A 13,306-nucleotide genomic window follows, 5' to 3' on the forward strand; every position below is an offset into this window, starting at 1 on the left:
TCTGGCGGCTGCCGCACGGCCCTGCACACCCGAGCACCCAGGATCCTCATGTCTTCACACCCATCGGTCGTCGTCGACCACCTGTCCTTCTCATGGCCGGACGGAACCCCCGTCCTCACCGACCTCAGCCTCACCGCGCCCACCGGACGCACCGGCCTCATCGGTGACAACGGCACCGGCAAGACCACCCTGCTGCGCCTGCTGACCGGCGACCTCACACCGACCGCGGGAACCGTCCGGGTCACCGGCACCGTCGCCCTGCTGCGCCAGGACGTCGCCTCCCGACCCGGCACCACGGTCGCCGAGCTGCTCGGCATCGCCCCGGTGCGCTCGGCCCTCAGAGCCGTGGAGGCCGGTTCGGTGGACCCCGCCGCCTACGCAACCATCGGCGACGACTGGGACATCGAGCCCCGGGCCGTCGCCCAGCTGGCCGGCCTCGGCATACCCGCCGACGAGCACCTCCTCGACCGGCCGGCCACCAGCCTGTCCGGCGGTGAGGCGACCCTGGTCGGGCTGGCCGGGGTGAGACTGGCCGGCGCCGACGTCAGCCTTCTCGACGAGCCGACCAACAACCTGGACGCCGACTCCCGGGCCCGGCTCCACGACGCCCTGGACCACTGGTCCGGATCGGTGCTGGTGGTCTCCCACGACCGCGAGCTGCTCGAGCACGTCGACGCCATCGTCGAGCTCGACCCCGGCAGCCCCGAGGGGGCCAGACTGTTCTCCGGGACCCTGTCGGGATACCAGGAGCTGAGACGCAGCGAGCAGCAGAGTGCCGACCAGCGGCTGCGCCAGGCCGAGGCGGAGGTGCGCAGGGTCCGGCGGCAGGCGGCCGCCGACCAGCAGCACCGCGCCCAGCGCGACAGGGTGGGACGCCGGGAGGCGGCAACCTCGGGGATGGGCAAGGGGGCGGTGCACTTCTTCGTCAACAAGGCCGAGAAGAACTCGGCCTCACGGCGCCAGGCGCGCGAGGAGCAGGCCGACGAGGCGGCCGCCGCCAGAGATCGTGCCGACGCCGCGGCACGGCGTCCCGACCGGATCCGCATCGACCTTCCCGAGACCGCGGTGCCCCAGGGCAGACAGCTGCTGGCCCTCCAGGTGGGGGACCGGACGCTGCGGATGGACGGTCCGGAGCGGATCCGGCTCACCGGGCCCAACGGCATCGGGAAGTCGACCCTGGTGCAGATCGCCCTGGGCAGCACCGATCCCGGGCTGGCGGTCCGGTCGGCTGAACTGTTCGCCGAACCCGTGACCAGTGCGCTGGCCCCCAGGGTCCCGGTGGGTCTGATCGGCCAGCGCGACGACCTGTCGGCCTTCGCCACGCCTCTGGACGCGGTGCGCCGGGCCTGCCCCGACAGCTCCCCGAACGAGGCCAGGGCCCTGCTGGCGCGGGTTCTGATAGGGGCGGCGACGGTGGAGCGGCCGATCGCGGACCTGTCGGGAGGGGAGCGGTTCCGGGTCGCCCTGGCACGGATGCTGTTCGCCCGCCCCGCCCCGCAGCTGCTGGTCCTCGACGAGCCGACGAACAACCTCGACATGGCCTCGACCGATCATCTGGTGGAGGCGCTGGCCGACTACCGCGGGGCGCTGCTGGTGGTCACCCACGACGGCACGCTGGCCGAGAGGCTGCGGATCGACCGGCAGTGGCAGCTCGACCGCACCCCGCAGGGAACCCGCATCGCGGACCAGCCGCGCTGAGCGGCGCCGCCGGACGGCGTCCGCCCAGCTGTTCTCGTCAGCTGTTCTCGAGGTCAGTTGTTCGCGGGCTCAGTTGCTCTCGAGCTCGGTGAGGAAGGAGTCGGCCCACACATTGATGTCGTGGTCGAAGACCTGCTTGCGCATCGCGCGCATCTTGCGGGCCTTGACCCGCGGCGACTCGTGGAGGGCCTGCAGGATGCTCGCCTTCATCCCGTCGATGTCATAGGGGTTGACCATGTAGGCCTGACGCAGCTCCAGCGCCGCTCCCGCGAACTCCGAGAGCACCAGGGCCGAGTCGTTGCGGGACCGGCAGGCCACGTACTCCTTGGCGACCAGGTTCATGCCGTCCCGCAGCGGGGTGACGATCATCAGATCGGCGATCTGGTACATCGCGGCCAGGGTCTCGCGCGGCACCGAGGTGTAGCGGTAGGCGATCGGGCTGCGGGCCAGGGAGGTGCTCTGGGAGTTGATCCGGCCGACCAGCAGATCGATGTCGTTGCGCAGCATCCGGTACTCCTTGACCCGTTCGCGGGAGGGGGTCGCCAGCTGGAGGAAGACCACCTGCTCGGGGTCCAGGTCACGGCTCTCGAAGAGCTCGCCGATCGCCCGTACGCGGTTTCTCAGCCCCTTGCTGTAGTCCAGCCGGTCCACCCCGAACAGGATGGTCGAAGGGTCGCCCAGTTCCTGACGCAGTTTCTGCGCCTCGGCCAGGACCTGCGGGGAGTTGGCCAGGTTGCGCATCCCGACGGCGTCGATCGAGATCGGGAAGGCCTTGACGACGACCATCCTGCCGTCGGGCATGTGGACCCGGCCGCGGGCCCCCTCGACGTCGGGGAGCCTGCGGGCCAGCCGCAGGAAGTTCGAGACGCAGCCGGGGAACTGGAAGCCGATCAGATCGGCGCCGAGCACCCCCTCGATGAGTTCCTTGCGCCAGGGCATCCGGGTGAACAGCTCCGGGGGCGGGAAGGGGATGTGCAGGAAGAAGCCGATCCGCAGGTCGGGGCGCATCTCGCGCAGCATCTGGGGGACCAGGTGGAGCTGGTAGTCCTGGATCCACACCGTGGCGCCCTGCTCGGCGCGCTCGGCGGCCACCCTGGCGAATCGCTGATTGACCTCGCGGAAGGCGTCCCACCACTCGCGGTGGAAGACCGGTTCGGCGATGCAGTCGTGGAACAACGGCCACAGCGTCGCGTTCGAGAACCCCTCGTAGAACCGCTCGACGTCCTGGCTCGACAGCGGGACCGGGATGATGTCGTAGCCGTCGTGGTGGAAGGGCTCGACCCTCTCGTCGGGGGCGCCGGGCCATCCGATCCATGCGCCGCCGCGCGACTGCATCACCGGTTCGAGGGCGGTGACCAGCCCACCGGGGGAGGAGCGCCAGGACTCGGTGCCGTCCTCGCTGGTCACCCGGTCCACGGGAAGTCGGTTGGCGACGACGAGAAAGCTCGCCTTCTCCTGGACGGTCTCGGACATGTGATCCCCTTCGAGTTGTCCTGTCTCAGATTGCTCTGCCCGGCAGGCGGCACACCGTGGCCACCGTATCAACCGGTCCGCGCCGGGCCCGGTTCGGCGATGTGTGACGATGGACGGGTGAGCGAGACGACGAACACCGATCTGGACTCCTGCTCCCCGCCACCGGCCGACGGATGGGTGGCACTGACCCCTGCCGGACGGGCCGTGGCGCGGGCGGTGGGCCACGACCCGGCCGGAACCCTGCTGGCCAGCGACGTGGACGGCACCCTGTCCCCGATCGTCGCCGACCCGACCAGGGCCGCGGTGAGCGAGCGGGCCCGCCGGGCCCTGGCGGGGCTGGACGGACGGGTCGGCACCCTGGCGGTGATCACCGGACGTCCGGTCGCCCGGGCGCGGGAGATGGTCGACGTCGACCGGCGCGGCGGACTGGACCATCTGGTGATGCTGGGTCTGTACGGGGTCGAGCGCTACGACGTGGGCACCGGGCAGCTGCAGGTCCCCGAGCCTCCCGCCGTGATGGGGCAGGCCCGCCACCGGCTCCAGGAGGCGGTGGACCGAGCGGTGGCCGCCGATCCCGCGATGGCCGGGACGATGGTCGAGGACAAGGGCAGCGCGGTGGTGCTGCACACCCGCCGAGCCGTCGAGCACGACCGGGCCCTGGCGCTGCTGGGGCCGGTGGCCCGCGATCTCGCCGGGGAGCTCGGGCTGGCCGTGGAGGAGGGCCGCGACGTCGTCGAGCTCAAGGCCTGGCAGACCACCAAGGGGGACGCCCTGCGCCGGCTGATCGCCGAACGCATGCCCTCGGTGCTGCTGATGTGCGGCGACGACCTCGGCGATCTGCCGGCGATGGCCGTCGTCGAGGAGTGGATCGGCGAGGGCAGGCCGGGGGCCAGGGTGGTGTCCTGGTCGGCCGAGCAGCCACGGGTGGCACGGTCGGCCGATGTGCTGTGCGACGGCCCCGAGGGAGTGGCGGCGTTCCTCGACGAGATCTCCGGACGGATCACCGAGAGTTCCACAATGTGATATCAAATCTCAGATTCCGGAAGAAAGCGGCGAGTTTCTTGGCAACCCGATGACCCCGTGCCTAAAGTGAGACCAGTGCTCGACGGCCAGTCCTGAGGACCGCGGTGGTCGCAGGGTCGGGAGCACGTCGAGGAGAGGACAGCCAGGTGGAGACACGGCGCACCGCAGTGATGGCACACGCATCATGCGTGGTCATGATGTCGATGCCGGCCTGCCGAATGCCCTCCTGTCCGGTGACCAGCAGCTGTTGCCGCTGAACCCGGTCCTGGACCGATGAGGCCACGGGCAACTCATCTGCGAGCGAGCCCCGATCCCGCGCCGATCAGCCCCTGGTTGACGGTACCCGGATCACCGGCACTCGGCTCCTGGTCGTCTCGTCAGTACTGCAGACGTCTCGTCGGAACCGGCTGGGCCCCGCAGCCCTCGACCCGGAGGTCCGGACCAGGCCCTCGCGAACCGATGAGGTCCGACCCGGGCGCCCACCAGTCCTCCAGAACCAGCACACCAGCATCATCACCACGTCATCCGTGAACACCCAGACAGTCCCCGAACCCCCGGGGACGCACTACCGCAAAGGACAGCAAGAGACCATGGCCAAGATCGCCAACGACGTCACCGAGCTCATCGGTGGCACCCCCCTCGTGAGGATCAACAAGCTCTTCCCCGACGCCAAGGCCACCATCCTGGCGAAGCTGGAGTACTTCAACCCCGCCTCCAGCGTCAAGGACCGGATCGCCAAGTCGATCGTCGACGCCGCCGAGAAGTCCGGTGAGCTCAAGCCGGGCGGCACCATCGTCGAGGCCACCTCCGGCAACACCGGTATCGGCCTGGCCCTGGTCGGCGCGGCGCGCGGCTACAAGGTGATCATCACCCTGCCGGAGACGATGTCGAAGGAGCGTCGCTCGCTGCTGCGTCTGCTGGGTGCCGAGCTCGTCCTCACCCCCGGAGCCGAGGGCGTCCCCGGAGCCAACAAGCGGGCCGCCGAGATCGTCGCCGAGACCCCCGGATCGATCCTCGCCGCGCAGTTCGACAACCCCGCCAACCCGGCCATCCACCACGACACCACCGGTGAGGAGATCTGGGAGGACACCGACGGCACCGTCGACATCCTGGTCGCCGGCATCGGCACCGGCGGCACCATCTCGGGCGCCGGCCGGTACCTCAAGGAGAAGAACCCCCAGATCAAGGCGGTCGGCGCCGAGCCCGCCGAGTCCCCGGTGATCACCAAGGGCCAGAAGGCCCCCCACAAGATCCAGGGCTGGGGCCCGGGCTTCGTCCCGAAGAACCTCGACAAGTCGATCGTCGACGAGATTCTCCTGGTGCCCGGCGACGAGGCCATCGAGCTGGCCCGTCGGGCCGCCTCCGAGGAGGGCATCATCACCGGAATCTCCGGCGGCGGGGCTCTCCAGGCGGCCGCACAGCTGGCCGCCCGGCCCGAGAACGAGGGCAAGACGATCGTCACGGTGATCGCCGACACCGCCGAGCGCTACGAGTCCACCGACCTGTTCAAGGGCTACCTCGACTGAACCCGCTCACACGGGGTCGATCCGGCCCCCGATGATCGACGCCACCCTGCGCAGACTGTGCGCCAGGGTGGCGTCGTCGTGTGCGCCGAACCCCAGCACCAGGCCGTGCTCGGCGCCGGCGCCTCCCCAGTAGGACGACAGCGGCGTGACACCGACCCCCGCCCGCCGGCAGCACTCGACCAGACCGGTCTCCTCGCCCCGGCACACCAGGACCGCCTGGAGGCCGCCGTTGATCGGTTGCAGGCGCGCCCCGGGCAGATCGCCGAGGGTGTCGATGACCATCTGGCGGCGCCGTCGGTAGATGCGCCGCATCCGCTGGGTGCGTCGCCGCAGCGCACCGCTGGCCAGGTAGTGCGCCAGGGCGGTCTGCACCAGGGCCCCGACCGGTTGTCCGAGGGCCTGCCGGCGCCGTCCCACCGGCGCCACCAGGGAGGCCGGCAGGACCAGGTAGCCGCAGGCCACCGATGGGCTCAGCAGTGAGGAGAAGGTTCCCAGCAGCACGGTGAGATCGGGGGCCATCGCCGCCAGGGCGGGCAGCGGGGACCCGACGTGTCGCAGCTCGGAGTCGAAGTCGTCCTCGATCAGCCAGCTGTGGTGGCCGCTCGCCCAGGCGGTCAGGGCCACCCGGCGCTCGGCATCGAGGGACCCGCCGTAGGGGTACTGGTGGCTCGGCGTCACCAGGACGGCGTCCAGCCCATCCCCGGGTCCGTCGGGCAGCGAGTCGGTGCGCAGGCCGTGCGCGTCAGTGGCCAGGTCGACGGTCCGGTGGCCCAGTGCCGGCGGCACCCGGCGCAGGCTGGGATAGCCCGGCGACTCCACCCCGATCCGCAGCACCGCCCGGTCCGGGGTGGCCCAGGTCCCCAGCACGGTGGCCAGCCCCTCGCGGGCCCCGGCCGTCACCACCACCCGGTCCGGGGTGGCGATCAGGCCGCGCATCTGACGCAGGTGCTCGGCGATCTGGCAGCGCAGCTCCCACAGTCCCAGCGGGTCCTCGACCGGTCCCGGCGGGGAGGACACCGCCTCGCGCCAGGCACCGCGCCACACCGAGTCGGCCAGTGAGGAGGTGTCGGGCTGTCCGGGGCGCAGGTCCAGCAGATGCGGCCGGTCGGGGACCTCGGCGCCATGCCCGACAGTCCCGGTGCGGACGGTGGACGGCGTCCCGGCGTGCAGCCCGTCGAGACGCCGGTTGACGGAGGTCCCCGAGCCGTGCGCCGCGACCAGGTACCCCTCGGCCTGGAGCTGGTCGTAGGCCGAGGTCACACACCCCCGGGAGACACCCAGACGGGCCGCCGCCTGCCGGGTGCTCGGCAGATGGTCACCCGGACGCACGCGGCCCGAGGAGATGAGCGTCCTGATCTGGTCGGCGAGCTGGACCGACAGTGTCCGGGACCCGCCGCGCTCCACCCTCAGCGGCAGATCGATCACCAGGTCCCGTCTCACCCGACCAGTCTGACCGGGAGAGTGGACCAGTGCAAGTGGTGCGATTTGGATCTTGGAACAGACCACTTTGCAGGACTTGGATGGCCTCATGACAGCTGAGAACACACAGGACGAGGCCCAGACGGGCACCTCCAGGGTCAAGCGCGGACTGGCGGACATGCTCAAGGGCGGCGTCATCATGGACGTCGTCACCCCTGATCAGGCCCGCATCGCCGAGGACGCCGGGGCGGTGGCCGTGATGGCTCTGGAGCGGGTGCCCGCCGACATCCGGGCCCAGGGCGGGGTGGCCCGGATGAGCGATCCGGACCTCATCGACGGGATCATCGACGCCGTCTCCATCCCGGTGATGGCCAAGGCGCGGATCGGGCACTTCGTCGAGGCCCAGGTGCTGGCCTCCCTCAAGGTCGACTACATCGACGAGTCCGAGGTGCTCAGCCCCGCCGACTACGCCAATCACATCAATAAGTGGGACTTCACCGTGCCCTTCGTGTGCGGGGCCACCAACCTGGGGGAGGCGCTGCGCCGAATCACCGAGGGAGCGGCGATGATCCGGTCCAAGGGCGAGGCGGGCACCGGCGACGTCTCCGAGGCCGTCAAGCACCTGCGGACCATCCGCAGCCAGATCCACAACCTGTCCAGCATGGACGCCGACCAGCTGTACGTCGCCGCCAAGGAGCTGGCGGCTCCCTACGAGCTGGTGCGCGAGGTGGCGCGCACCGGGGCGCTGCCCGTGGTGCTCTTCGTGGCCGGGGGAGTGGCCACCCCGGCGGACGCCGCGCTGGTGATGCAGATGGGGGCGGAAGGGGTCTTCGTGGGATCGGGGATCTTCAAGTCCGGCAGTCCCGCCAAACGGGCCGCAGCCATCGTGAAGGCCACCGCCGCCTTCGATGATCCCGATGTCATCGCCGAGGTCTCCCGGGGGCTCGGCGAGGCGATGGTGGGGATCAACGTCGCCGACGTGCCCGCCCCGCACCGTCTCGCGGAGCGTGGCTGGTGAGGGTCGGCGTCCTGGCCCTCCAGGGAGGGGTCGCCGAGCACCGCGAGGCGCTGCACCGGCTCAGCGTCGAGACCACCCAGGTGCGCAGACCCGCTGATCTGGCGGGTCTGGACGGCATCGTCCTGCCCGGCGGCGAGTCCACCGTCATCGACAAGCTGGCCCGCACATTCGGACTGGCCGAACCGCTCAGGGCGGCGATCGCGGCGGGGCTGCCCACCCTGGCCACCTGCGCCGGGCTGATCTACCTGGCCTGCCGGGTTCGAGGGGCCGCTCCCGGCCAGCAGACCCTGGGGGTGCTGGACATCACCGTGAGGCGCAATGCCTTCGGGACGCAGCTGGACTCCTTCGAGACCCTCCTGTCGGTCGACGGGGTCGCCGATCCGGTGCCGGCCACCTTCATCCGGGCCCCGGTCATCACCGAGCTGGGACCCGGTGTGCGTGCCGTGGCCCGACTGGACGAGAGTCGGGTGGTGGGGGTGCGCCAGGGCGCCGTCACCGGCTACTCCTTCCATCCCGAGGAGAGCACCGATCTGCGGGTGCACCGTGCCTGGATCGACTCCTGGGCGGCCTCGGGGGAGTTAGCGTCCTGAGGATGAACCAGTAGGGTGAGGGTCGTGGGAAAGGACCTTGTGGTGGGCCCGGACGGGCTGGCTCGACCGGCGTGGGCGGTGTCCGATCCGCTGCTGCGCGAGTACTACGACTCCGAGTGGGGGTTGCCGGTCCGCGACGAGCGCGGCCTCTTCGAGAGGCTGTCTCTGGAGGCCTTCCAGTCGGGGCTGTCCTGGCTCACCATCCTCCGCAAGCGCGAGGGGTTCCGGCAGGCCTTCCGCGACTTCCAGCCCGAGGTGGTCTCCCGGTTCGCCGCCGATGACGTCGAGCGGTTGATGAACGACTCCGCCATCGTGCGCAACAAGCTCAAGATCACCGCGACCATCGACAACGCGCGAGCGACCATGAGGCTGAGGTCCGACGGTGGACTTGCCGATCTCATCTGGTCCTTCCGGCCGTCGACCACTCCCGCCCCGCGCACCCTGGCCGAGGTTCCCACCGTCTCGGCGGAGTCGCGCGCACTGGCCAAGGAGTTGCGGGCCCGGGGATTCAGGTTCGTCGGTCCGACCACGATGTACGCCCTGATGGAGGCGGTCGGCATCGTCGACACCCATCTGGTCGGATCATGGCGTCGAGGAAGCTCGGGAGTCTGGCCGCAGTGACCGGACCGGGGCGCCCGCCTCAGTGGGTGGTCGACAGGTCGCCCGCCGTGAAACTCAGCGAGGCCTTGCCGATCGGAGCCTCCATCTGCTTCTGCTGCTCGGGCGGCGCATCGACCACCAGGGCATTGCTGGAGGCCGTGCCCAGGTGGCGTCGCTCGTAGTACTCCGACCCGTTGGAGCGGTATCCGGAGATCACGTACCAGCGCTTGCCGTGGGCCTTGTAGGTGATGCTCGCCCCGGCATCGCGGTAGCTGTCCTGGGCCGTCTGGTAGCAGGCGCTGAGGGAGCCGCCGCAGTCTGCCAGGCCGGTGTTGACCCCCAGGCCGCGCATCGTGGCGCGTCCGTCGGGTGAGGTGAAGGTCACCCCGTCGGCGTCCTCGGTGCCGGACCAGCCGATCGGGGCGGTGAACCCGAAGCCGTAGCGCTGGTTCCGGTAGCTGCTGGTGCCGGCGCTGACCAGGCTCGGCGTGGCGGCCGCGGTCGGCGTGCTGGATGGCGTGGAAGTGGTGGGCTGGGCGGGAGCGGTGGACTGGGCGGGTGCCGTCGCGCCGACCGGACCGGAGGTCGCGGAAGCCGAGCTGTCGGTGGGAGCGACCACCGCAGCGGCGGTCCCACCCGTTCCGGTGCCGCGCTGGGAGAACAGGTAGCCGCCGGTTGAGGCGGCGATGACCACCACGGCCAGTGCGCCGACGACCAGACCTCGACGGCGTCGTCGGGATCCCCCGGGGAGTCGAGGGTCGGCCGGCGCCGGGAAGGCTGCGGCAGCGGGGTACGGGGAACCGGGCGCAACAGCAGGAGCAGCAGAAGGCGCGGCCGGAGGGAACGTGGCCGGAGACGCCGGTCCCGGGACCCACGTCGGGTCGGGTGCCGGGATCACTGTGGGATCGAGCTGCGGCAGCGGGACGGCGGGCGGGGGAGTGCGCAGCCGGGCCAGGGCGGGAACGGCCGCCAGGACTGGGCCGGCCGCCGAGAGTGCCGCAGCGACGTCGGCCGCCCGGTAGAGCCGGTCGGTCGGTGACTTGGCAAGCAGCCGTGAGACGATCTGCCACAGTGGTTCGGGGAACCCGTCGGGGCGCCCGGGGGCGCACTGGCAGTGACCGCGCAGCACGGTCATGGTGGAGCCGGTGGCGAAGGGAGTCACCCCGCAGACCATCTCGTAGAGCATGATGCCCAGCGAGTACAGGTCCGAGGCCGCGGTGGGGCGATGGCCCTCAATGATCTCGGGAGCCATGTAGTTCGGCGTTCCGACCACGGCGGTCATGTGGGACAGGTGGGAGGCGTCCTGGAGGAAGGAGACGCCGAAGTCGGTGAGTCTGGCGGACTCGGGAGGGCCGGGCTCGACCAGGACATTCGCCGGTTTCACATCCCGATGGACGATGCCGTGGGCGTGCACCGCGCCCAGGCCGATGGCGATCTGGCGGCCGAGTTCGGCCGCCTCGCCCGCGGGAAGTGTGCCGCGACGAGCCAGTAGGCTCTGCAGATCGGTGCCGTCGACGAGGTCCATCACGATGGCCAGGGTCTGCCCCTCGACAACCATGTCGTGGACCCGCACCACATGGGGCGAGTCGATTCCCAGGGCGATCGAGCGTTCAGTGACGAAACGCCGGACCAGATCGGGGTCGCTGGCCAGTCCGGGGAGCAGAAGTTTGACTGCGAAGGCCCGGCCGGAGCGGTCTGTGGCCCGCCAGACCTCCCCCATCGAGCCTGTACCGAGGACCGAGGTGAGGAGGTAGTTGCTGCCGAGGGCCCGACCAGCGCCCTGCGGCTCACTCTGGTCGTCATTCACGGCCGGGATTCTACAAGTCGGGTGGCGGGCTCTCCGGGCGTCTCAGCCAATCACTGCGATGCCGGAGGGGAACGGCGCACCGGTCGGCTCAATGGTCACGATGAGGGGATGGCCGGAGGGTGGAATGAGCAGTCCTCTGGTCGGTTGGGATCACCCATCAGTCCGGCGGTCGGGATCTCTCAACCGGCACTTGAGGGATCGCTGAAAAATTCTCAGTGCGTCTGATGGAAGCACTGTCGTCGTCGGTGGATCGGACCGGCGACCCACCTGATCGTGGAGCTACGCCCCTTGCCAGATACATGTGTACGGCGTTACGTGGACGCCCCCAAGGAGATGAATCACATGTTTGTATTTCTTACCCCGCGGATGGCGTGTTGCATTGATGCGGCCGGAGATTGGTGATCTGGCACTGGTCCGTGGAAGGCGGACTCACGTACATTTCCCGTAGTCGCAATGGCAGTGGCCCTGTCCCGACCTGGACGACAGGAAGGGGCTCTGGGGACCGCCTCGAGCAGTCGAGAGACGGGTTTCGCCCGGCGGAAGGAAGTAAGCCTGATGGGAGCAGCGCACTCACTGAGAATCGGTGTCGCAGCAATAGCCTCGGCAGGTCTGATGGCCGGATGTGCCCCACTCACCGCTCACCAGCAGGCGACCCGGCGGGTCGACGACGGGTCGACTGCGCGCAAACAGGCCGACGCCCTGCGGGCGCTCACCCAGCCGCGCGGTGTCCCGGCCGACAGCGGATCGGCGTCCGCCACTGCCTCGACGCGGTCGACCCGGGCCACCTCCACGGTGCCGGACGACTCCAGCTCGCAGACCGCCGCTCCCGCACAGACGCAGCAGGCCCAGGCTCCCGACACCCAGGATCCGGCCGACCAGGCCGGCGAGTCGGCCCAGTCGGATGCGGAACAGTCCGCCCCCGAGTCGACCGATCAGACGGCCGACCAGGATGTCCAGGTCGCCGCCGCTCAGCCGTCGACGGCCACCCCGACCCCCGATGCTGCCCCGACTCCTGATGCCGCGATGAGCACCGACGCTCCCGTTACTGCTTCTGCCACGCCCTCGGACTCGTCCAGCAGCACGGCGGCGAGCACCACAGCTGAAGCCCCGGAGTCGGCGTCTGCGACCCCCAGTGCGACGTCCTCCTCCTCGAGCCCGGCCGCCACGGCACCGACTCCGTCCGTCTCGAGCGCGGCGCCCTCATCCGCGACGTCGACCCCTTCCGTGACGTCGACCCCTTCCGCGACGACTTCGGCTCCGTCTGGCGCGACCTCTAGTCCGTCTGCCCCGAGCCCGTCTGAGTCGGCCACGACACCGGCCCCGTCGGTCTCCAGCGCCGCGCCGTCCTCGACGTCGAGTCGGCGGCTGCCCACCAAGGACCTGGCATCCTCTCAGAAGCCGTCCGCACCCGAGCAGCAGAGTGCTGACCAGCAGGATTCCGAGGAGTCCTCGACCGGGAGCAACTCCGCGTGGGTGACGGACTACCTCAACGTCCGCAGCGGTCCCTCGGCATCCCTGCCCAAGGTCGCCACCCTGACGCCCGGACAGCAGGTCCGGACCACCAGCCGCACCGCGAACGGCTACCAGCAGGTCGTCTTCCAGGGACGCACCCGCTGGGTCCAGGCCAAGTACCTGACTGACGCGGCGCCGGCCTCCAGTAGAACTCTCGGCGCCGCTGCCGTGGCGAAGTCGACCAGAAAGGTCACCGCGAGCGCTCCCTCGGCGGCTGCCAAGGCGCCGTCCTCGGTATCGACCGCGCTGGTGCGCGGTGCTTACCTGACAGACAACGTCAACCTGCGCAGCGCTGCCGGCACCGACCAGAAGTCGTTGGGCATCCTGCCGGCCCACAGCTACCTCACGCTGCGCGGAGCGACGGTCGACGGCTGGGCTCCCGTGAGCGCAGCCGGTCACTCCGGCTGGGTGAAGGCGGCATTCCTGTCCACCACGAAGCCGGCAGCCATCGTGCCGGCGAGCCTGCGTGCGCCCAGCGCCTCCACACCTGCCCAGACCGCCAAGAAGGCCTCGGCCACGAAGTCCGCCGCGGCGAAGAACGCCGCGTCTGTTCGGCGGATTGTGTATGCGTCGGTGGGTGTGAATGTGCGGAGTGGTGCGGGGACGGCTTTCCGGACGGTGGGTCAGTTGTCGCAGGGGG

The 13,306-nt window shown here is 70.3% G+C and carries 12 protein-coding genes; 7 read left to right on the top strand and 5 right to left on the bottom strand.

All coding sequences use genetic code 11. The features are described from left to right. Positions 1–48 precede the first annotated feature (48 nt). Positions 49–1,698 carry an ABC-F family ATP-binding cassette domain-containing protein gene (locus tag H590_RS16500; protein ID WP_051238577.1) on the top strand — a complete coding sequence of 550 codons (1,650 nt, stop codon included), beginning with the start codon at positions 49–51 and terminating at the stop codon, positions 1,696–1,698. Between the two features lie 69 nt (positions 1,699–1,767). Here the strand turns inward: H590_RS16500 and H590_RS0111770 are convergent, their stop codons facing one another. Continuing rightward, positions 1,768–3,171, bottom strand: coding sequence for an alpha,alpha-trehalose-phosphate synthase (UDP-forming) (locus H590_RS0111770; RefSeq protein WP_028703690.1), 1,404 nt, complete (start codon positions 3,169–3,171; stop codon positions 1,768–1,770). Positions 3,172–3,288: 117 nt separating this feature from the next. Here H590_RS0111770 and otsB point away from each other — a divergent pair, with 117 nt between their 5' ends. Both otsB and cysK read left to right on the top strand, forming a co-directional pair. Then, the gene (otsB, locus tag H590_RS0111775; protein WP_232020966.1) at positions 3,289–4,194 is read left to right on the top strand and encodes a trehalose-phosphatase; all 906 of its coding nucleotides are present in this window, start codon (positions 3,289–3,291) and stop codon (positions 4,192–4,194) included. Between the two features lie 590 nt (positions 4,195–4,784). Then, positions 4,785–5,720 carry a cysteine synthase A gene (gene cysK, locus H590_RS0111785; RefSeq protein ID WP_028703692.1) on the top strand — a complete coding sequence of 312 codons (936 nt, stop codon included), beginning with the start codon at positions 4,785–4,787 and terminating at the stop codon, positions 5,718–5,720. A 6-nt stretch (positions 5,721–5,726) separates the two neighbouring features. Here the strand turns inward: cysK and pdxR are convergent, their stop codons facing one another. Next, positions 5,727–7,160, bottom strand: coding sequence for a MocR-like pyridoxine biosynthesis transcription factor PdxR (pdxR, locus tag H590_RS0111790; protein ID WP_028703693.1), 1,434 nt, complete (start codon positions 7,158–7,160; stop codon positions 5,727–5,729). Between the two features lie 88 nt (positions 7,161–7,248). Between pdxR and pdxS the strand changes: the two genes are divergently transcribed. The 3 genes from pdxS to H590_RS0111805 are packed head-to-tail and all read left to right on the top strand — an operon-like array spanning position 7,249 to position 9,368. Next, on the top strand, positions 7,249–8,157 hold the full coding sequence (gene pdxS, locus H590_RS0111795) for a pyridoxal 5'-phosphate synthase lyase subunit PdxS (protein WP_028703694.1): 909 nt from the start codon (positions 7,249–7,251) through the stop codon (positions 8,155–8,157). After that, the gene (pdxT, locus tag H590_RS0111800; RefSeq protein WP_028703695.1) at positions 8,151–8,747 is read left to right on the top strand and encodes a pyridoxal 5'-phosphate synthase glutaminase subunit PdxT; all 597 of its coding nucleotides are present in this window, start codon (positions 8,151–8,153) and stop codon (positions 8,745–8,747) included. The genes pdxS and pdxT overlap by 7 nt, the downstream gene beginning before the upstream one ends. A gap of 24 nt (positions 8,748–8,771) precedes the next feature. Then, a complete protein-coding gene (locus tag H590_RS0111805; RefSeq protein WP_269471506.1) occupies positions 8,772–9,368 on the top strand; it encodes a DNA-3-methyladenine glycosylase I in 597 nt (198 codons plus the stop codon). Positions 9,369–9,387: 19 nt separating this feature from the next. Here the strand turns inward: H590_RS0111805 and H590_RS16505 are convergent, their stop codons facing one another. From H590_RS16505 to H590_RS18685, 3 genes are all read right to left on the bottom strand, one after another. Then, the gene (locus H590_RS16505; protein WP_051238578.1) at positions 9,388–11,154 is read right to left on the bottom strand and encodes a serine/threonine-protein kinase; all 1,767 of its coding nucleotides are present in this window, start codon (positions 11,152–11,154) and stop codon (positions 9,388–9,390) included. A gap of 638 nt (positions 11,155–11,792) precedes the next feature. After that, positions 11,793–12,014 (bottom strand): hypothetical protein, encoded by a 222-nt coding sequence (locus tag H590_RS0111815; protein WP_028703697.1) that lies wholly within the window; start codon positions 12,012–12,014, stop codon positions 11,793–11,795. Between the two features lie 108 nt (positions 12,015–12,122). Continuing rightward, positions 12,123–12,530 carry a hypothetical protein gene (locus tag H590_RS18685; protein ID WP_161626025.1) on the bottom strand — a complete coding sequence of 136 codons (408 nt, stop codon included), beginning with the start codon at positions 12,528–12,530 and terminating at the stop codon, positions 12,123–12,125. Between the two features lie 97 nt (positions 12,531–12,627). Here H590_RS18685 and H590_RS0111825 point away from each other — a divergent pair. Continuing rightward, positions 12,628–13,306, top strand: a 679-nt coding sequence (locus H590_RS0111825; protein WP_028703699.1) for an SH3 domain-containing protein, incomplete at its 3' end; no start/stop codon positions are given.

It is taken from the genome of Acidipropionibacterium jensenii DSM 20535, assembly GCF_000425285.1.
GTDB lineage: Bacteria > Actinomycetota > Actinomycetes > Propionibacteriales > Propionibacteriaceae > Acidipropionibacterium > Acidipropionibacterium jensenii.

What these genes read in the sequence shown, in the direction of transcription:
- cysK (WP_028703692.1), top strand. Translation starts at nt 4,785, where the DNA reads ATGGCCAAGATCGCCAACGACGTCACCGAGCTCATCGGTGGCACCCCC.
- pdxS (WP_028703694.1), top strand. Translation starts at nt 7,249, where the DNA reads ATGACAGCTGAGAACACACAGGACGAGGCCCAGACGGGCACCTCCAGG.
- H590_RS0111770 (WP_028703690.1), bottom strand. Translation starts at nt 3,171, where the DNA reads ATGTCCGAGACCGTCCAGGAGAAGGCGAGCTTTCTCGTCGTCGCCAAC.
- H590_RS16500 (WP_051238577.1), top strand. Translation starts at nt 49, where the DNA reads ATGTCTTCACACCCATCGGTCGTCGTCGACCACCTGTCCTTCTCATGG.